Here is a 19,938-nt window from a genome sequence, read left to right as displayed (position 1 = left end):
TCAAAGGTGCGTGTGATGCAACAGCAAAAACCGCTGGAAGGCGCGCAGCTCGTCATTATGACGATCGCGCTGTCCCTGGCGACATTCATGCAGGTGCTGGACTCCACCATTGCTAACGTGGCGATCCCCACTATCGCCGGGAACCTCGGCTCTTCACTGAGCCAGGGAACCTGGGTGATCACCTCATTCGGGGTGGCGAACGCTATCTCGATTCCGATCACCGGCTGGCTGGCAAAGCGTTTTGGCGAAGTAAGGCTATTCATGTGGTCAACTATCGCCTTCGTCATTGCGTCATGGGCATGCGGGATGTCCACCAGCCTGAACATGCTGATTTTCTTCCGCGTAATCCAGGGGATTGTCGCCGGTCCATTAATTCCGCTGTCACAAAGCTTGTTGCTGAATAACTATCCTCCCGCCAAACGTTCTATCGCTCTGGCGCTATGGTCGATGACGGTGATTGTTGCCCCGATATGCGGCCCTATTCTTGGGGGCTATATCAGCGACAACTATCACTGGGGCTGGATATTTTTCATCAACGTGCCAATCGGTGCTGCGGTGGTATTGATGACCCTGCAAACCCTGCGCGGTCGGGAAACCAAAACCGAGCAGCGGCGCATCGATGCCATTGGTCTGGCCCTGCTGGTCATTGGTATCGGCAGTTTGCAGATTATGCTCGACCGCGGCAAAGAGCTGGACTGGTTCGCCTCTCAGGAGATTATCATCCTGACGGTGGTCGCTGTTGTCGCCATCAGCTTCCTGATCGTCTGGGAGCTTACTGACGAGCACCCCATTGTCGACCTCTCGCTGTTTAAGTCGCGCAACTTTACCATCGGCTGTCTGTGTATCAGTCTGGCCTATATGCTCTACTTCGGCGCAATCGTCCTGCTGCCGCAGCTGTTGCAGGAGGTATACGGCTATACAGCAACCTGGGCCGGTCTGGCGTCAGCGCCGGTTGGGGTGATTCCGGTGATCTTATCGCCGATTATCGGCCGCTTCGCACACAAGCTTGATATGCGTCGGTTAGTTACGTTCAGTTTTATTATGTACGCCGTCTGTTTCTACTGGCGTGCGTGGACGTTCGAACCGGGTATGGACTTTGGCGCATCGGCCTGGCCACAGTTTATTCAGGGTTTCGCGGTAGCCTGCTTCTTTATGCCGCTGACGACTATCACGCTGTCCGGCTTACCGCCTGAGCGTCTGGCCGCGGCATCAAGTTTGTCGAACTTTACGCGAACGCTGGCCGGCTCTATTGGCACATCAATTACGACGACGATGTGGACTAACCGCGAGTCACTTCACCATGCGCAGTTAACGGAATCCGTTAATCCTTACAATCCAAATGCGCAGGCAATGTACGATAAGCTGCAGGATTTAGGGATGACGCACCAGCAGGCGTCAGGCTGGATAGCCCAGCAGATCACCAATCAGGGACTGATTATTTCCGCCAACGAAATCTTCTGGATGTCGGCGGGGATCTTCCTGGTCTTGCTTGGCCTGGTGTGGTTTGCCAAACCACCCTTCGGTGCGGGCGGCGGCGGCGGTGGCGCGCACTAAATATCTGATAAAAGGGATCTGCGGATCCCTTTTTTATTGCCCCGTAAACCACCTCCCAGGGATATGGTTGAGGGGAGGCAATAAAAAACCCCGGTTATAAGCCGAGGTTAATTTAAATACTGGAACAACTAATCAGTATGACTAAATATGCAGTTCCTGCAGTTTCTCTTTCGGCAGCGCCAGCTCTTCATTGCTGTTAACGCGTACATCATGCTCCAGAATATGACGTGCGATATCCTGTGCTTCGCTAAGAGAGTGCATCTGATACGTGCCACACTGGTAAACGTTCAGCTCCGGGATCTGGTTTTGATCCTGCACTTTCAGCACGTCCGCCATCGCCGCTTTCCACGCGTCGGCAACACGCTGCTCGTCTGGCGTACCAATCAGGCTCATGTAAAAGCCAGTGCGGCATCCCATCGGAGAGATATCGATAATCTCCACGCCGTTGCCGTTGAGATGGTTACGCATAAAACCTGCAAACAGGTGTTCCAGCGTGTGGATACCTTTCTCAGGCATCACTTCTTTGTTCGGAATGCAGAAACGCAGATCAAACACGGTGATTGCGTCGCCATGCGGGGTGTTCATCGTTTTTGCAACCCGGACCGCGGGAGCTTCCATCCGGGTGTGATCGACAGTAAAACTATCTAACAACGGCATTTAGCCACCTCCGATAAATTTTTTGAAAATAATCTGAACTCTTTGTTCCGGGGCGAGTCTGAGTATATGAAAGACGCGCATTTGTTATCATCATCCCTGTTTTCAGAGATGAAATTTTGGCCACTCCCGAGTGGCCTTTTTCTTTTGTATCAAGCGTGCTTTTCCAGCCACACGCTAAACGGCTCAGTATCAGCCGCTTCGATCTCCTGCTGACGACGCTTTGAAGCCTCGGTTTCAGCAATAAATTCCGCTTCCTGCAATATTTCTAACGGCTCTTCACGCAGCAGATTTCGGTAAGCCTCACCCAGCGCTTTACCCGTGCCGCCAATGCCTTCATCAATCATAGACCGTAGGATGCGGGCAGAGAAAGTCAGTTCTGGGTTGTCAAAACAGGCAACCAGTTCATCACAGACCTTTTGATACTCCTCCCCCCCATCGATGCTGTCCAGCGTTTGTGCCACGCGTTTCAGATCACGGAACAGATCTTTCCCTACCTTAGGCAACGGGAACTGGGCTGTTTCACAGCCAATACCTAACGTCAACCCAGGCTTACGACCTTCAAGAATCACCCGATTCCAGTTTTTACGCGTACACAGCAATTCATCGCTGCTCATTTCCGGGGCATCGGCCAGCGCACACCAGACCATAAACAGATCGAGGAAACGCACCTGCTGCTCGTCCACGCCGATCGGTGAGAACGGGTTGATATCCAGTGAGCGAACTTCGATGTACTCAATACCGCCACGCAGAAGCGCGTCAGAAGGCGTTTCGCCACGACGAGTGACGCGTTTCGGGCGAATAGGCGCATACAGCTCATTTTCAATCTGCAGAACGTTGCTGTTGATTTGCAGACGCTTACCGTCCTTCTCCAGACCGATCGCCGCGTACTCCTCGGAAGGGGTTTTAATCGCGCGCTTTAATCCTGCCACATACTCATGCAAATCGTTAAACGTAATTCCGAGATTGCTTTGCGACTTATTGGTATAGCCCAAATCACTCAGACGCAGCGACGTCGCATACGGCAGGTAATACATCCCACAGTCGGTTTTTTCAAACGGCAGGGTTGTCGGTTTTCCTTGCAGGAAAGAGGAACAAATGGCCGGAGAGGCGCCAAACAGGTACGGGATCACCCAACCAAAACGGTAGTAGTTGCGGATCAGACGGAAGTAACCCGCGGAGATTTTCTCTTTAGCATCTTCGCCGTCCGTTACGCCACATTTCGCCTGCCAGAAAGCCATCGGCAATGAGAAATTGTAGTGTACGCCGGAGATAGTCTGCATCAGCGCGCCGTAACGGTTTTTGAGGCCTTCACGGTACAGCGTTTTCAGACGACCGGTATTCGACGTACCGTACTGCGCCAGTTCGATATCCTGGCCTTCGGCAATATAGCAAGGCATGCTCAACGGCCACATACGCTCGTCGCCCAGATTCCTGGCGGTATACCGATGCAGGTCGCGCATGAACGTGAGCATTTTCTCAATGTCGTCGCCTGGAGGCGTAATAAACTCCAGCAGCGCTTCGGCAAAGTCAGTGGTTATCCATTTATGCGTTAGTGCTGAGCCTAACACCTCAGGATGGCCTGTCGTTGCTAATGACCCATCTGCATTAACGCGCAGCGTTTCGCGCTCCAGCCCACGTTGAATCCCCTTTAACGCCTGAGGATGGTTTTCCAGCCAGGCCAGCGCCTGTGATACGTCCGGGATCAAATTGACCTCCCGCCTGTCAAAATCGTTTTAATTAGCATAATGGTATTGGTTACCCTGAAGGCTATCTCACAACACAATTAGTGCCACCACATAATGCCTTGCGTCGTAACCGCTGCGACAACTATATAGCGCAGCGCCTTGCCAAGGCATAAGAAAAAAAGTACTGGACCCCACGAGATGCGCATCCATCCAGCTAACAGGCACAGTAAATCACCCACAACCGGCATCCAGCTTAATAATAGTGTGACAGCGCCATAGCGCCGCAGCCAGCCAGTGGCTTTTTCTTGCCAGCGCGATGTTTTACGCAATGGAAAGAAACGCCCAAGGATAACGTTAGTTAACCCTCCAAGGCTATTACCCATTGTTGCTGTTAAGACTAAGACCCAGGGATGACTTACCCCAGAGACCAGCAAAGCAACTAAAACAACTTCAGAATTGCCGGGTAATAGCGTAGCGCTGAGAAAACTGCTGGCAAACAGTGACAGGAGCGATAGTCCATCACTCACAATAACCGGACATCCACCGCGTCCATTCCTGCGGCACGCGCCGCCTGCAGTCCAAAATCGGCATCTTCAAATACGACACAGCGCGCCGGAGCAACCCCCATACGTTCGGCACAGAGCAAAAACGTATCAGGAGCAGGTTTATGGTGTTGTACGTGATCGGCTGCGACTACAGCATCAAAATAGCGACGCAGCCCAAGGTGTGCGAGCAGAGCTTCCGCAATCGCGCTTTCACTCCCCGTACCTACCGACATAGGACGACGACCATGCCAGGCTTTCACGACGTCAACCAATGGCAAAGGCTGGACGCTATCCAGCAGCATACTTCTCACCTTGTCGGTTTTTTCACGCGCCAATGCATGAGGGTCAAGATCGGCATGATTCAATTCAATTACCGACTGGGCAATACGCCACGTTGGGGAGCCATTGAGGGCGACCATGGCTTGTTCATCAAAACGTAATCCATAATGCCCCAATACCTCATGCCACGCCTTACGGTGCGTTGGCTCGGTATCCAGGATGGTGCCATCCATATCAAAAATCAAACCCGCATAACGTTCGTACATCGTCTTCTCACAAGCCGAATGACCAGACGTTATTTTATCGTAATTGATTGATTTTGTCGCTGACAGCGAATTAAGGGGGTGTTCCGGGAGTATGTGGAAATGATTCAAAGGAGAGAAGATGATGCATCCGGGAGGATTACTCGGCTGCGCCTCGCCCTGGGGCCGTTGCTGAAGCAACGTTATCATCCCTGGTGCTCACGATTATCTCGCAGACCATGAAACAACAGTGTTGCTGTTATCTCGGAGAAGATGGTGCATCCGGGAGGATTCGAACCTCCGACCGCTCGGTTCGTAGCCGAGTACTCTATCCAGCTGAGCTACGGATGCATCAGGGAAACTTGCTTTACTGCAGACTTGATGTCGCTGCTAAAGCGCTATCAAGTAAGATGGTGCATCCGGGAGGATTACTCGGCTGCGCCTCGCCCTGTGGGCCGTTGCTGAAGCAACGTTATCCTCCCTGGTGCTCGCGATTATCTCGCAGACCATGAAACAACAGTGTTGCTGTTATCTCGGAGAAGATGGTGCATCCGGGAGGATTCGAACCTCCGACCGCTCGGTTCGTAGCCGAGTACTCTATCCAGCTGAGCTACGGATGCATCGGGAAACTTGCTTTACTGCCGATATTGATATCGTAATGAGCGATATCAAGTAAGAGATGGTGCATCCGGGAGGATTACTCGGCTGCGCCTCGCCCTGTGGGCCGTTGCTGAAGCAACGTTATCCTCCCTGGTACTCACGATTATCTCGCAGACCATGAAACAACAGTTTTGCTGTTATCTCGGAGAAGATGGTGCATCCGGGAGGATTCGAACCTCCGACCGCTCGGTTCGTAGCCGAGTACTCTATCCAGCTGAGCTACGGATGCATCAGGGAAACTTACTTTACTGCAGATTTGATGCCGCTGCTAAAGCGCTATCAAATAATATGGTGCATCCGGGAGGATTCGAACCTCCGACCGCTCGGTTCGTAGCCGAGTACTCTATCCAGCTGAGCTACGGATGCAAATGGCGGTGAGGCGGGGATTCGAACCCCGGATGCAGCTTTTGACCGCATACTCCCTTAGCAGGGGAGCGCCTTCAGCCTCTCGGCCACCTCACCAACACGCCTCTTGCGAGTGCTTCGAAGAACTTGTTTCTGCTCATCGTCGCTGCGTGGCGCACATATTACTTTCTGGGACTTATAAGTCAAACAATTTTTCCAGCGCTTTTATCGTTTGCACATTTCACGCGCAATTAGTCTGCAAAAACGGCAAAAAGAGTGTTTTATCAACAGATAAATTGGCAATTTCCTGAGGCAATGAACAAACGGAAAAATCGCAGGGAAAGGCAATACGCGGATGAGAATCGAAAAAATGAGGAAGACGAAGAAGAAAAGAGAAGAAAAGGGATAATTCAATCAGGTTGCGCCTCACCAGAAAGGTGAGACGCGAAAACCTTAGTAACTGGACTGCTGGGATTTTTCAGCCTGGATACGCTGGTAGATCTCTTCACGATGGACAGAAACTTCTTTCGGGGCGTTTACGCCAATGCGCACCTGGTTGCCCTTCACCCCTAAAACTGTCACGGTGACCTCATCGCCTATCATGAGGGTCTCACCAACTCGACGAGTCAGAATCAGCATTCTTTGCTCCTTGAAAGATTAAAAGAGTCGGGTCTCTCTGTATCCCGGCATTATCCATCATATAACGCCAAAAAGTAAGCGATGACAAACACCTAAGTGTAAGCAGTCACGGCATCACATTCTGTTAAACCTAAGTTTAGCCGATATACACAACTTCAACCTGACTTTATCGTTGTCGATAGCGTTGATACAAACGCTGCGGATTGAAGTCCGCAGCGTCGACTTACGCTTATAATTATTACAGTTTTGCGCTGACCCAGCCTTTCACACTGGCTAACGCTGCTGGCAGAGCCGCAGCATCCGTACCACCGGCTTGCGCCATGTCCGGACGACCACCACCCTTACCGCCTACCTGCTGAGCGACCATTCCAACCAGTTCCCCTGCTTTCACGCGATCTGTCACGTCCTTAGACACACCCGCAATCAGAGAAACCTTACCTTCCACTACCGTTGCCAGAACGATAACGGTAGACCCCAGTTGATTTTTCAGATCATCAACCATGGTACGCAACATTTTCGGCTCAACGTCCGCGAGTTCGCTGACCAGCAGCTTCACGCCATTGATATCAACCGCTTTGCTGGAGAGATTTGCACTCTCCTGCGCCGCAGCCTGTTCCTTCAATTGCTGCAATTCTTTTTCGAGTTGACGCGTACGCTCCAGTACGGAACGAACTTTGTCACCAATATTCTGGCTATCGCCTTTCAGCAGCTGCGCAATATCGCTTAAGCGATCGCTCTCAGCATGCACGGTTTGGATAGCGCCTTCACCGGTCACAGCTTCAATACGACGAACGCCCGCCGCAGTGCCTGACTCAGACACAATACGGAACAGACCGATATCACCCGTACGGCTGGCATGAGTACCACCACACAGTTCGGTAGAGAAATCCCCCATGCTCAGAACACGCACGTGGTCGTCATATTTCTCGCCAAACAGCGCCATTGCGCCTTTGGCTTTCGCCGCTTCGAGATCCATGATGTTCGTTTCAATCGGCAGATTGCGACGAATTTGCGCATTCACCAGATCTTCAACGGCACGGATTTCAGCAGGCTTCATAGCTTCAGTATGAGAGAAGTCGAAGCGCAGCACTTTATCGTTAACCAACGAGCCTTTCTGTGCCACATGCGTGCCCAGTACCTGGCGCAGCGCCGCGTGCATCAGGTGCGTTGCGGAGTGGTTCAAGCGAATGCGCGCACGACGAGTGTCATCAACATCAGCCTGTACTGCATCGCCAATTTTCAGAGAACCCGCAGACAGCTTACCGATGTGACCAATGGCCTGGCCATATTTCTGCGTGTCGCTCACGGCAAACGCGAAGCCTGCGCCTTTCAGTTCACCCTTGTCGCCAACCTGACCACCAGATTCCGCATAGAACGGAGTCTGATCCAGTACGACAACTGCGTCCTGACCTGCGTTAATTGCGTCTACCGCTTTACCATCAACAAACAGCGCGGTCACTTTGCCGTTCAGTTCCAGGTGTTCGTAGCCTTTAAATTCAGAGGCACCATCAACACGAATCATCGCATTGTAGTCTGCGCCAAAGCCGCTGGCTTCACGCGCGCGACGGCGCTGTTCTTCCATTGCAGCTTCAAAGCCCGCTTCGTCAACCTTAATGTTGCGCTCGCGGCAAACGTCTGCCGTCAGGTCAACCGGGAAACCGTAGGTATCATACAGACGGAATGCGGTTTCACCATCCAGTGTATCGCCGGACAGTTTTGCCAGTTCTTCATCCAGCAGCGCCAGACCACGCTCCAGTGTACGCGCAAACTGCTCTTCTTCGGTTTTCAGAACCTGCTCAACCATAGCCTGCTGACGCTTCAGTTCTTCACCTGCGGAGCCCATGACGTCCACCAGCGGACCAACCAGCTTGTAGAAGAAGGTATCCTTCGCGCCCAGCATGTTGCCATGACGTACCGCGCGACGAATGATACGACGCAGCACATAACCACGGTTTTCATTCGACGGGACAACGCCATCGGCAATCAGGAATGCACAGGAGCGGATATGGTCAGCGATAACGCGCAGCGACTTGTTGCTCAGATCGGTCGCGCCGGTGACTTTCGCCACGGACTCAATCAGTGAACGGAACAGGTCGATTTCATAGTTGGAATTAACGTGTTGCAGCACGGCCGCAATACGCTCAAGGCCCATACCGGTATCCACGGACGGCTTCGGCAGCGGTTCCATGGTACCGTCAGCCTGACGGTTGAACTGCATGAAGACGATGTTCCAGATCTCAATGTAGCGATCGCCATCTTCTTCTGCGCTTCCCGGAGGGCCACCCCAAATGTGGTCGCCATGGTCGTAGAAAATTTCGGTGCAAGGACCGCAAGGGCCGGTATCACCCATCTGCCAGAAGTTGTCGGAAGCATAAGCCGCGCCTTTGTTATCACCGATACGGATGATACGTTCGCGCGGAATGCCGACTTCTTTTTCCCAGATTTCATAGGCTTCATCGTCAGTTTCATAGACGGTGACCCACAGACGCTCTTTTGGCAGGGCAAACCAGTTTTCACCGGTCAGCAGTTCCCATGCGTATTGAATAGCATCATGTTTGAAATAATCGCCGAAGCTGAAGTTGCCCAGCATTTCGAAGAAAGTATGGTGACGTGCAGTGTAACCGACGTTTTCCAGGTCGTTGTGCTTACCGCCCGCCCGCACGCAACGCTGCGAGGTGGTTGCGCGGGAATAATTACGCTTGTCGAGGCCAAGGAACACATCCTTGAACTGGTTCATCCCGGCGTTGGTAAACAACAAAGTAGGGTCATTGTTCGGTACCAGGGAGCTGCTGGCAACTACCTGATGTCCTTTACTATGGAAAAAATCGAGAAACGCCTGACGGATCTCAGCGGTGCTCTTGCTCATAATTATCCTGAAGAAATCAAGCTAACGAAATGTCATTACCAGCATCGGCACGTAAACTGCGCCTCTGGCAATCGAAAAGTGGGAATAAGATAAGTTTTCTTTACTGGGAAGTAAAATCCCGTATGCGCTCAATCGTCAAAATTTCGCCATATTGCCTGAATATCTTCCATCAGATAGCCACGGTAGAGCAAAAAACGCTGGACCTTTACCTTATCTGAAAAATCTACAGGTAAAGGTTCTCCGTATTTACGAATGGCCTGCGCGCGCGCAAGTGCTGCCCAGTCAATTTCGCACTCGCGCATGGCTCGTTCAACGGCTTCACGCGAAATCCCTTTTTGGTTTAATTCCTGACGCACGCGCGCGGGTCCATAACCTTTACGGCTACGGCTGGAGATAAACTGCTGAACGAAGCGGTCATCATCCAGATAACGACTTTCAATACACCAGGCGATGACCTTGTCGTAATCCTCCGGCGTTGCATCAATGTCTTCCGGTCCATTTTTTCCCATCACCGGAGCGGCCAGCTTACGCCGCAGTTCCTGCTCGCTGTGATCGCGCATCGCCAGTATACGTACAGCGCGGTCAAGAAGTCGGGAATAAGCGGAGCGGCGGGAAGTTGCTTCTGTCATAGTGAGCCTTCAGAAATGGAAAAGGGCTGCATCGTATGCAGCCCTTCTATGTGCGATAACGTCAGATTATCAGAAATCTTCGTTCGTTTCTTTTACATCTTCACCGCTGTCATCAACAGAGAAGTCTGGTTTTGAATCCGGGTTATTGAGCAGTAACTCACGTACTTTCTTCTCAATTTCCTTCGCAGTTGCCGGGTTTTCCTTCAGCCAGTTAGTGGCATTCGCTTTACCCTGACCAATTTTCTCACCGTTGTAGCTGTACCATGCACCGGCTTTTTCAATCAGCTTCTCTTTCACGCCCAAATCGACCAGTTCGCCGTAGAAGTTGATACCTTCACCGTAAAGAATCTGGAATTCAGCCTGTTTGAACGGCGCTGCAATTTTGTTTTTCACAACCTTAACACGGGTTTCGCTACCAACCACGTTGTCGCCTTCTTTCACCGCGCCAATACGACGGATATCCAGGCGAACAGAAGCATAGAATTTCAGGGCGTTACCACCGGTGGTGGTTTCCGGGTTACCGAACATAACGCCAATCTTCATACGGATCTGGTTGATGAAAATCAGTAGCGTGTTGGACTGCTTCAGGTTACCGGCCAGCTTACGCATGGCCTGGCTCATCATACGTGCCGCAAGGCCCATGTGAGAGTCACCAATCTCGCCTTCGATTTCTGCCTTCGGCGTCAATGCGGCAACGGAGTCGACAACGATAACGTCAACCGCACCGGAGCGCGCCAGCGCATCACAGATTTCCAGCGCTTGTTCACCGGTATCCGGCTGAGAGCACAGCAGATTGTCGATATCAACGCCAAGCTTGCGCGCATAGACGGGATCCAGTGCGTGTTCCGCATCGATGAACGCACAGGTTTTACCTTCGCGCTGTGCGGCAGCAATAACCTGCAGGGTCAGCGTCGTTTTACCGGAAGATTCAGGCCCGTAGATTTCAACGATACGGCCCATTGGCAAACCGCCCGCGCCCAATGCGATATCCAGAGAAAGCGAACCAGTGGAGATGGTTTCCACATCCATGGAACGGTCTTCACCCAGGCGCATGATGGAGCCTTTACCGAATTGCTTTTCGATCTGACCCAGCGCTGCCGCCAACGCTTTCTGTTTGTTTTCGTCGATAGCCATTAATTACTCCTGTCATGCCGCTTTCGGGTTAAACCGCGAAACGTGATAGATAATGTTCTGTTGGGGCAATTATACTGTATGCTCATACAGTATCAAGTGTTTTGTAGAAATTGTTGCCACAGGGTTTGTAACGCGTAGGCGGTCGCCTGTCGACGTACCGCATCGCGATCGCCGCTGAAGCATTCCCGGCGGGTAATCCCCTCGCCGCTCGCGCTGGCAAAAGCGAACCATACCGTCCCCACGGGCTTTTCTTCACTGCCGCCATCTGGCCCCGCAATGCCGCTAATCGAAACAGCGAAATGCGCGCGGGCCGCTTTTAGCGCGCCAATCGCCATCTCCACCACCACAGGTTCGCTCACCGCCCCATGCTGGACCAGCGTCTCTTCGCGCACGCCAATCATCTGCGCTTTGGCTTCATTGCTGTAGGTCACAAACCCGCGTTCAAACCAGGCGGAGCTGCCGGCAATATCCGTAATTGCTTTAGCTACCCAGCCGCCGGTGCAGGATTCCGCCGTCGTCACGGTTGCCCCGCGCGCTTTCAACGCCAGGCCAACCTGCTCGCTTAACTGCATCAGTTCACTGTCGGTCATTTCAGCCTCTGTCAGTTAAAAAAATATGCCGGACAAGATAGCACTTTCATAACCAAGATGGGGATGAGGAGACAATTTTACGAGGGGCATTCAGAAAATAGATAAACCGCATTCAAAAGAGTACCGGATAACGCACCAGGATAGCCTATTCGGTCTACAAGGGATTGCCCCTGTAGACCGATAACAAATGATTACTGCACGCGCGCCAGCGCGACCGCCTGACCCAATTGCCACACGGCCATGGCATAGTGGGTACTGTGGTTATAGCGGGTGATGGTGTAGAAGTTCGGCAGTCCATACCAATACTGATAACCGGTACCGATATCCAGTCGCAGCAGGCTGGCCTGCTGATGATTACCCAGAGACTGCTGCGGCGTCAGGCTTGCGGCGGCAAGCTGAGAAATGCTGTACTGGGTTTTAAAGCCGTTCGCCAGCCCAGGCGCCTGGCCATTCGCCGGAACCGCAACCATATCGCCTTTCACCCAGCCGTGGCCTTTGAAATAGTTCGCCACGCTACCGATAGCATCAACCGGATCCCACAGGTTAATGTGACCATCGCCATTGAAATCAACGGCATATTGTTTATAGGAAGATGGCATAAATTGGCCGTAGCCCATCGCCCCTGCGAAAGAACCTTTCAAATCGAGCGGATCGTCGCTTTCATCTCGCGCCATCAGCAGGAAGGTTTCCAGTTCACCAGAGAAATATTCCGCACGACGAGGATAGTTAAACGACAACGTCGCCAGCGCATCCAGAATCCGCGTTTTACCCATCACGCGGCCCCAGCGAGTCTCTACGCCAATAATGCCAACGATAATTTCCGGCGGTACGCCGTAGACCTGCCATGCACGGTTCAGCGCATCTTCATATTGGTTCCAGAAGGCCACACCGTTTTGCACGTTATCCGGAGTGATGAACTGTTTACGATACCGCAGCCATGCACCGTTAGGTCCGGCTGGCGGTTGAGTCGTCGGCGCCTGGCGGTCCATCAAACGCAATACCGAGTCCAGACGCTTGGCCTGCGACAGGATCTCCTGCAGCTGCTGGCGGTCAAAGCCGTGCTTGTTCACCATTTTCTCGATGAACTGCTGCGCGTTCGGATTATTGGCAAAATCGCCGCCCGTTTGCATGACATTGTGCTGTGGCTCAAGCAGGAAGCCGCCGGATGGCGTACCCGTAGTCGTTTGAGTCTCTGAAGGTTTAGGTTTGCTGCTACAAGCAGCAAGCAATACGAAAAGGGGAAGTAACGCTACATAACGACGCTTGAACATGAGACATCCATTAAACAAATTCAGCCTGGGAGAAGTATGGTAAAGCATCCTCCGCCACACAAGGAAGCAGTAGTCGCTCTCCTTCACAGAATTTCCCCCCTCTTGCACTCCTGACCGGCACATTTGCGCGTCCTTACGCACAATCTTTCAAATTAAAATATTTATCTTTCATTTTGCGATCAAAATAACACTTTTAAATCTTTCGATCTGATTAAAATTAGTTACCGTTTGGCAAGATAACTAAAACCCCTACAGGAGAGAATAATGATCGACACCATCACACTCGGTGCTGAGTGGTTTATCGGATTGTTCCAGAAAGGCGGAGAGGTGTTTACCGGCATGGTGACCGGTATTCTGCCTCTGCTGATCAGTCTGCTGGTCATCATGAATGCGCTGATTAACTTTATCGGTCAGCAACGTATTGAACGTTTTGCCCAGCGCTGCGCCGGAAACCCGCTGTCCCGCTATCTACTGCTGCCGTGCATCGGCACATTTGTGTTTTGTAATCCTATGACACTGAGCCTGGGCCGCTTTATGCCGGAAAAGTTCAAGCCCAGCTACTACGCAGCCGCCTCTTACAGCTGCCATTCAATGAACGGCTTATTTCCCCACATCAATCCCGGTGAGCTGTTCGTCTATCTGGGGATCGCCAGCGGTCTGACCACGCTGGGTCTTCCGCTCGGCCCGCTGGCGGTGAGCTATTTGCTGGTCGGCCTGGTGACCAACTTCTTCCGCGGCTGGGTGACCGATTTCACCACCACCATCTTTGAGAAAAAAATGGGCATTCAACTTGAGCAGAAAGTACATCTGGCGGGAGCTGCATCATGACGCGTATTCGTATTGAAAAAGGCACCGGCGGCTGGGGCGGCCCGCTTGAACTGGATGCCGTGCCAGGCAAGAAAATTGTCTATATCACCGCAGGGACTCGCCCCGCAATAGTCGACAGGATAGCCAGCCTGACAGGTTGGCAGGCCGTTGATGGCTTCAAAGAAGGCGAGCCGCCAGAGAACGAAATTGGCGTGGCGATCATCGACTGCGGCGGCACGCTGCGCTGCGGGATCTATCCAAAACGTCGTATACCAACAGTGAATATTCACGCGACGGGTAAATCCGGTCCGCTGGCCCAATATATTATCGAAGATATCTATGTCTCTGGCGTGAAAGAAGAAAACATTACCGTTATCGGTGAAGCATCCGCTGCGCCAACGCCTGCAAACAGCACGATGGGTCGCGAGTACGACACCAGCAAGAAAATTACCGAACAAAGCGACGGTCTGTTGGCAAAAGTCGGCATGGGAATGGGTTCAGCCGTTGCGGTTCTGTTTCAGGCCGGGCGAGACACTATCGATACCGTCCTGAAAACCATTCTGCCGTTTATGGCGTTCGTCTCGGCGCTGATCGGCATCATTATGGCGTCTGGCCTGGGGGACTGGATTGCCCATGGACTCGCACCGCTGGCCAGCCATCCGCTGGGGCTGGTAACCCTGGCGCTAATCTGCTCTTTCCCGCTGCTGTCCCCTTTCCTCGGCCCTGGTGCGGTCATCGCCCAGGTGATCGGCGTCCTGATCGGCGTACAGATTGGTTTGGGGAACATTCCTCCGCATCTGGCGCTACCTGCCTTGTTCGCCATTAACGCTCAGGCGGCATGCGACTTTATTCCAGTCGGATTGTCGCTAGCCGAAGCGCGCCAGGACACGGTCCGCGTCGGTGTGCCATCCGTACTGGTGAGTCGTTTTCTGACCGGCGCACCGACCGTTCTCATCGCCTGGTTTGTTTCCGGCTTTATTTACCAATAAGAGGCACTCAAAAATGACCGTGATTTATGAAACCACCATCACCCGCATCGGCCAGAGCGCCCCGGATGCACTCTGCGACCAGATGCTAATTACCTTTCGTGAAGGCGCGCCTGCGGATATCGAAGAATTTTGCTTCATCCATTGCCATGGGGAGCTGAACGGCTCTTTGCAGGCTGGGATCCAATTTGAGCTAGGCCAGCATCACTACCCGGTCACAGCCGTTGGCAGCGTGGCGGAACAAAACTTACGTGAACTGGGGCATATCACTCTGCGTTTTGACGGACTGAGTGAAGCTGAATTTCCCGGCACCGTACACGTTGCGGGCCCCGTACCGGACGGTATCGCGCCGGGCTGTATTTTGAAGTTTATTGCTTAAGATTGAAGGAGATAAAGATGAATCAGGTTGCCGTTGTCATTGGTGGAGGCCAGACCCTGGGGGCATTCCTTTGCCGTGGGCTTGCGACAGAAGGGTACCGCGTCGCGGTGGTGGATATCCAAAGCGATAAAGCCGCCAACGTCGCGCAGGAAATTAACGCCGAGTTTGGCGAAGGCACCGCCTACGGTTTTGGCGCTGATGCCACCAGCGAACAGAGTGTGCTGGCGCTGTCGCGCGGAGTGGATGAAATATTTGGCCGCGTCGATCTGCTGGTTTACAGCGCGGGTATCGCAAAAGCCGCGTTTATCAGCGACTTTCAGCTTGGGGATTTCGACCGCTCGCTGCAGGTGAATCTGGTCGGCTACTTCCTCTGCGCACGTGAATTTTCACGCCTGATGATCCGCGATGGCGTCCAGGGACGCATTATCCAGATCAACTCCAAATCAGGGAAAGTGGGCAGTAAACACAACTCAGGCTATAGCGCGGCAAAATTTGGCGGCGTAGGTTTAACCCAGTCGCTGGCGCTGGATCTGGCAGAGTACGGGATCACCGTGCATTCACTGATGCTCGGCAATCTGCTGAAATCACCGATGTTTCAGTCATTATTACCGCAATATGCGACCAAGCTTGGCCTTAAGCCAGACGAAGTCGAGCAGTACTACATTGATAAGGTTCCGCTTAAGCGCGGCTGCGATTATCAGGACGTGCTGAACATGCTGCTGTTTTACGCCAGCCCGAAAGCCTCTTACTGCACCGGTCAGTCCATTAACGTGACCGGTGGTCAGGTGATGTTCTAAGAAACATGATTGCCCGGTGGCGCTGCGCTTACCGGGCCTACACACATCTGTGTCGGATAAGGCACAGCCGCCATCCGGCAAAATCAAAGGAGCACATTATGGTTTCCGCACTGATTACCGTCGCCGCTATCGCCTGGTGCCTGCAACTGGCGCTCGGTGGCTGGCAAATATCCCGCTTTAACCGGGCGTTTGATCAACTCTGCCAGCGGGGTCGGGTTGGCGTAGGTCGTTCCGGTGGACGGTTTAAACCCCGCGTGGTGGTCGCCATCGCGCTGGATGAACAGCAGCGGGTTACCGATTCGTTATTTATGAAAGGTCTTACTGTATTTGCCAGGCCCGGTAAAATTGCCACGATAATGGGCAAACATCTTGATGATTTACAGCCTGATGTGATCTTTCCCCATGATCCGTTAGCGCAGAATGCACTATCATTGGCGCTTAAACTGAAACATGGGTAATTTCGTTGTGAATGCTAATAGCTTGCGAAATTATCATTTTGCAACCTAATAAGTCAGGGTAATCACGCCTATGAAACCTCGTCAGCGACAGGCGGCCATACTGGAGCACCTGCAAAAGCAGGGAAAATGCTCGGTTGAAGAACTGGCCCACTACTTTGACACAACCGGCACGACCATTCGCAAAGACCTGGTCATTCTGGAGAATGCCGGAACCGTCATTCGTACCTATGGCGGCGTGGTATTAAATAAAGATGAATCCGACCCGCCAATCGATCACAAAACGCTAATCAATACGCATAAAAAAGAGCAGATTGCCGAAGCCGCCGTCCGTTTTATTCACGATGGCGACTCGATTATTCTGGATGCGGGCAGCACCGTATTGCAGATGGTGCCGATGCTCACCCGCTTTAGCAACATCACCGTCATGACCAACAGTCTGCACATTGTTAACGCCCTTTCAGAGCTGGACAACGAGCAAACTATCCTGATGCCCGGCGGGACCTTTCGCAAAAAATCTGCGTCATTTCACGGTCAGCTGGCAGAAAACGCCTTTGAGCAGTTCAGCTTTGATAAACTCTTCATGGGCACCGACGGCATTGACCTCAATGCCGGCGTGACCACCTTTAATGAGGTGTTTAGCGTCAGTAAAGCGATGTGCAATGCCGCTCGCGAAGTGATTCTGATGGCTGACTCGTCAAAATTTGGGCGCAAAAGCCCCAATGTTGTGTGCAGTCTGGAAAGCGTCGACAAGCTGATTACCGATGCGGGTATCGACCCTGCGTTTCGTCAGGCGCTGGAAGCAAAAGGGATTGAAGTGATCATAACCGGAGAAACCAATGAGTGATGCACTACTGAACGCGGGCCGTCAGACGTTAATGCTGGAGCTACAGGAAGCCAGCCGACTGCCTGAACGACTGGGCGATGATTTTGTCCGCGCCGCCAATACTATCATCCACTGCGAAGGCAAAGTGATTGTCTCCGGGATTGGCAAATCAGGCCATATTGGCAAAAAAATAGCCGCGACCCTCGCCAGTACCGGCACGCCCGCCTTTTTTGTGCATCCGGCTGAAGCGCTGCACGGCGACTTAGGGATGATTGAAAGCCGTGATGTCATGCTGTTTATTTCCTACTCCGGCGGCGCAAAAGAACTGGATCTCATCATTCCGCGCCTGGAAGACAAGTCCGTCGCTCTGCTGGCAATGACCGGAAAACCGACCTCACCACTGGGTCTGGCAGCCAAAGCCGTGCTGGATATTTCCGTTGAGCGCGAAGCCTGTCCGATGCGCCTGGCACCGACTTCCAGCACCGTGAACACTCTGATGATGGGCGACGCATTGGCAATCGCCGTGATGCAGGCGCGCGGCTTTAACGAAGAAGATTTTGCCCGCTCGCATCCGGCGGGTGCGCTGGGCGCTCGTCTGCTAAATAAAGTGCATCATCTGATGCGCCGTGACGATGCCATTCCGCAGGTGACGCTCACCACCAGCGTCATGGACGCGATGCTGGAACTAAGCCGTACGGGTCTTGGCCTGGTGGCAGTCTGCGACGACGAGTCGCTGGTGAAAGGCGTCTTTACCGACGGCGACCTGCGCCGCTGGCTGGTTGGCGGCGGAGCGCTCACCACTCAGGTTAGCGAAGCAATGACCCATAATGGCATTACGCTGCAGGCCCAGAGCCGCGCCATTGACGCCAAAGAGATCCTGATGAAGCGCAAAATCACTGCCGCACCGGTGGTAGATGAAAACGGTAAACTCACCGGTGCTATCAACCTGCAGGATTTCTATCAGGCAGGTATTATCTAATCCTTCAGCCCCAGACGTTTCGCCAGCCGGTGCAGGTTGGCGACGTCTGTTTCCAGCGCCCGCGCACTTGCCGCCCAACTGTGATTATTTTGCGCCAACGCCCGGCGGATCATCTCCCGCTGGAATGACTCCGTTGCCTCACGCAGGTTGCGATGCTGCGGGATCTCCGCAACAACCTCCGCCTGCGGAGCCGGGGTTTCATCCTGCAGGGCAAAATGCTGCGCCTCAAGCACCACTTCATCCCCTGCCCTGGTGGCCCTTGCCAGAACAACCGCCCGGTGAATGGCATGTTCCAGCTCACGCACGTTCCCGGGCCAGCCATAATTCAACAGATGGCTACGCGCGCCGGGACTTAACACCACGCGGGAAAGTCCCAGCCGCAGCCGACATTGTTCGCAAAAATAACCGGCCAGCAGTACCACATCTTCGCCGCGTTCACGAAGGGGCGGTACGAAAAGAGGAAAGACGCTCAGACGGTGGAACAAATCCGCACGGAAATTCCCGGCCAGCACCTCTTCCCGTAAATCACGGTTCGTTGCCGCCAGCACCCGAACATCCACGCGCAGGCTGCGATCGTCACCCACACGCTGAATATCGCCGTACTGCAACACACGTAGCAACTTAGCCTGTAACGCCAGCGATAGCTCACCAATCTCATCGAGAAACAGCGTCCCATTGTCAGCCATTTCAAACTTACCGCTACGATTGCTGATAGCCCCGGTAAAGGCGCCTTTTACGTGACCAAACAGCTCACTTTCCGCTACGGTTTCCGGCAACGCCGCGCAGTTCAGATACACCAGCGGATTCACCGCGCGCGGCGAACCTTCATGGATAGCCTTAGCTACCAGCTCCTTCCCGGTCCCCGTTTCGCCACTAATCAGTACGTTGAGATCGGATCCCGCCACAATCTCAATCTCTTTTTTCAACTGCAGCATATTGGGCGACAGGCCAATCATTTGGGTTTCAGTCACCTGCTCGAAGGCTGTCGACGAGCCCGGCAACATATTCTGGCTTTCCAGTTGTTCAATCAGCAGCGCATTGCTCAGTGCGCCCGCCGCCAGCGCGGCAATCAGCCTAAGTTCTTCATCGCTGAAAACATCGAATTGATCGGGCTCCATGCCATCCAGCGTTAACGCGCCAATCAGATTTTGACCGGCGAACAGCGGTAAGCCAATGCAGGCGTGTACCTTCAGGCTCTCCTGGCCCGGAATCAGCCCATCGTAAGGGTCTGGCAAATCGCTGTCGGCAGGGAAACGAACCACGTCCCCGGCGCGGGCAATCGCCTCCAGACGAGGATGCCCTTCCAGGGTAAAGCGCCTGCCGAGAACGTCCTGCGCCAGCCCATCGATCGCCAGCGGAATAAACTGTCGCGACTCATAGCGCAGCAATGCCGACGCGTCGCACTCCAACACCTGACGCAAGGTGGTTATCAGGCGTTGAAAACGGTCCTGATGTCCAATACCGCTTTGTAATTCAATGGCGATACCCGCCAGCACGTCTACGGAAAAACTCATGACGACCTCATTGTCATTTTGACAATTCATATTGTCATATTGACAATAAAATGAATAGTCATTTTGACTACTACCTTATAGGCATTAAAAAACAAACCC

The 19,938-nt window shown here is 53.1% G+C and carries 19 protein-coding genes and 5 tRNA genes; 8 read left to right on the top strand and 16 right to left on the bottom strand.

Annotated features, from left to right (window positions below):
- The first annotated feature begins 15 nt into the window (after positions 1-15).
- Complete coding sequence (gene emrB, locus HV314_RS06170; protein ID WP_016154159.1) at positions 16-1,554, top strand: multidrug efflux MFS transporter permease subunit EmrB; 1,539 nt, start codon at positions 16-18, stop codon at positions 1,552-1,554.
- Positions 1,555-1,695: 141 nt separating this feature from the next.
- On the opposite strand, the gene luxS is transcribed toward emrB, so the two are convergent.
- The 15 genes from luxS to mltB form a co-directional block, all read right to left on the bottom strand.
- Positions 1,696-2,211: an S-ribosylhomocysteine lyase gene (luxS, locus tag HV314_RS06165; protein WP_016154160.1), complete on the bottom strand. Its 516-nt coding sequence runs from the start codon at positions 2,209-2,211 to the stop codon at positions 1,696-1,698.
- Positions 2,212-2,360: 149 nt separating this feature from the next.
- A complete protein-coding gene (gshA, locus tag HV314_RS06160) occupies positions 2,361-3,917 on the bottom strand; it encodes a glutamate--cysteine ligase (protein ID WP_016154161.1) in 1,557 nt (518 codons plus the stop codon).
- Positions 3,918-3,994: 77 nt separating this feature from the next.
- On the bottom strand, positions 3,995-4,423 hold the full coding sequence (locus HV314_RS06155; RefSeq protein WP_047358814.1) for a YqaA family protein: 429 nt from the start codon (positions 4,421-4,423) through the stop codon (positions 3,995-3,997).
- Positions 4,420-4,986 carry a fructose-1-phosphate/6-phosphogluconate phosphatase gene (gene yqaB, locus HV314_RS06150; RefSeq protein WP_049270940.1) on the bottom strand — a complete coding sequence of 189 codons (567 nt, stop codon included), beginning with the start codon at positions 4,984-4,986 and terminating at the stop codon, positions 4,420-4,422. Before yqaB ends, HV314_RS06155 begins: the two co-directional genes overlap by 4 nt.
- 250 nt (positions 4,987-5,236) lie before the next feature.
- Positions 5,237-5,313: transfer RNA gene (locus tag HV314_RS06145), tRNA-Arg, on the bottom strand.
- A gap of 192 nt (positions 5,314-5,505) precedes the next feature.
- Positions 5,506-5,582 (bottom strand) — tRNA-Arg (locus HV314_RS06140).
- Between the two features lie 192 nt (positions 5,583-5,774).
- Positions 5,775-5,851, bottom strand: a tRNA-Arg gene (locus HV314_RS06135).
- Between the two features lie 60 nt (positions 5,852-5,911).
- Positions 5,912-5,988, bottom strand: a tRNA-Arg gene (locus HV314_RS06130).
- Positions 5,989-5,991: 3 nt separating this feature from the next.
- A tRNA-Ser gene (locus tag HV314_RS06125) sits at positions 5,992-6,084 on the bottom strand.
- A gap of 336 nt (positions 6,085-6,420) precedes the next feature.
- The gene (gene csrA, locus HV314_RS06120; protein WP_000906486.1) at positions 6,421-6,606 is read right to left on the bottom strand and encodes a carbon storage regulator CsrA; all 186 of its coding nucleotides are present in this window, start codon (positions 6,604-6,606) and stop codon (positions 6,421-6,423) included.
- A 238-nt stretch (positions 6,607-6,844) separates the two neighbouring features.
- Entirely contained in the window at positions 6,845-9,472 is a 2,628-nt protein-coding gene (alaS, locus tag HV314_RS06115; protein ID WP_047357857.1) for an alanine--tRNA ligase, read from the bottom strand.
- A 128-nt stretch (positions 9,473-9,600) separates the two neighbouring features.
- Positions 9,601-10,101, bottom strand: coding sequence for a recombination regulator RecX (recX, locus tag HV314_RS06110; protein WP_016154165.1), 501 nt, complete (start codon positions 10,099-10,101; stop codon positions 9,601-9,603).
- Between the two features lie 69 nt (positions 10,102-10,170).
- Positions 10,171-11,235, bottom strand: coding sequence for a recombinase RecA (gene recA / locus HV314_RS06105; protein ID WP_016154166.1), 1,065 nt, complete (start codon positions 11,233-11,235; stop codon positions 10,171-10,173).
- Between the two features lie 92 nt (positions 11,236-11,327).
- Complete coding sequence (gene pncC, locus HV314_RS06100; protein ID WP_016154167.1) at positions 11,328-11,825, bottom strand: nicotinamide-nucleotide amidase; 498 nt, start codon at positions 11,823-11,825, stop codon at positions 11,328-11,330.
- Positions 11,826-12,016: 191 nt separating this feature from the next.
- Positions 12,017-13,096 carry a lytic murein transglycosylase B gene (gene mltB / locus HV314_RS06095; protein WP_181547579.1) on the bottom strand — a complete coding sequence of 360 codons (1,080 nt, stop codon included), beginning with the start codon at positions 13,094-13,096 and terminating at the stop codon, positions 12,017-12,019.
- Between the two features lie 264 nt (positions 13,097-13,360).
- Here mltB and srlA point away from each other — a divergent pair, with 264 nt between their 5' ends.
- The 7 genes from srlA to gutQ all read left to right on the top strand — a co-directional run bounded on the left by srlA (position 13,361) and on the right by gutQ (position 18,325).
- On the top strand, positions 13,361-13,924 hold the full coding sequence (srlA, locus tag HV314_RS06090) for a PTS glucitol/sorbitol transporter subunit IIC (RefSeq protein WP_016154169.1): 564 nt from the start codon (positions 13,361-13,363) through the stop codon (positions 13,922-13,924).
- A complete protein-coding gene (gene srlE / locus HV314_RS06085) occupies positions 13,921-14,892 on the top strand; it encodes a PTS glucitol/sorbitol transporter subunit IIB (RefSeq protein WP_016154170.1) in 972 nt (323 codons plus the stop codon). The genes srlA and srlE overlap by 4 nt, the downstream gene beginning before the upstream one ends.
- Before the next feature lie 13 nt (positions 14,893-14,905).
- The gene (srlB, locus tag HV314_RS06080; RefSeq protein ID WP_016157310.1) at positions 14,906-15,268 is read left to right on the top strand and encodes a PTS glucitol/sorbitol transporter subunit IIA; all 363 of its coding nucleotides are present in this window, start codon (positions 14,906-14,908) and stop codon (positions 15,266-15,268) included.
- A gap of 17 nt (positions 15,269-15,285) precedes the next feature.
- Entirely contained in the window at positions 15,286-16,065 is a 780-nt protein-coding gene (gene srlD / locus HV314_RS06075; protein ID WP_003037345.1) for a sorbitol-6-phosphate dehydrogenase, read from the top strand.
- Positions 16,066-16,163: 98 nt separating this feature from the next.
- Positions 16,164-16,523 carry a transcriptional regulator GutM gene (gene gutM / locus HV314_RS06070; protein WP_016154172.1) on the top strand — a complete coding sequence of 120 codons (360 nt, stop codon included), beginning with the start codon at positions 16,164-16,166 and terminating at the stop codon, positions 16,521-16,523.
- Between the two features lie 70 nt (positions 16,524-16,593).
- Positions 16,594-17,367 (top strand): glucitol operon DNA-binding transcriptional repressor SrlR, encoded by a 774-nt coding sequence (srlR, locus tag HV314_RS06065; protein ID WP_003037350.1) that lies wholly within the window; start codon positions 16,594-16,596, stop codon positions 17,365-17,367.
- On the top strand, positions 17,360-18,325 hold the full coding sequence (gene gutQ, locus HV314_RS06060; RefSeq protein ID WP_016157311.1) for an arabinose-5-phosphate isomerase GutQ: 966 nt from the start codon (positions 17,360-17,362) through the stop codon (positions 18,323-18,325). The genes srlR and gutQ overlap by 8 nt, the downstream gene beginning before the upstream one ends.
- On the opposite strand, the gene norR is transcribed toward gutQ, so the two are convergent.
- Complete coding sequence (gene norR, locus HV314_RS06055) at positions 18,322-19,839, bottom strand: nitric oxide reductase transcriptional regulator NorR (protein ID WP_181547577.1); 1,518 nt, start codon at positions 19,837-19,839, stop codon at positions 18,322-18,324. The genes gutQ and norR overlap by 4 nt on opposite strands.
- Between the last annotated feature and the right edge of the window lie 99 nt (positions 19,840-19,938).

The organism is Citrobacter sp. RHBSTW-00887 (assembly GCF_013728095.1).
GTDB lineage: Bacteria > Pseudomonadota > Gammaproteobacteria > Enterobacterales > Enterobacteriaceae > Citrobacter > Citrobacter braakii.
Note: the sequence above shows the minus strand (reverse complement) of the source record. Positions and strands in the feature narration are given on the sequence as shown.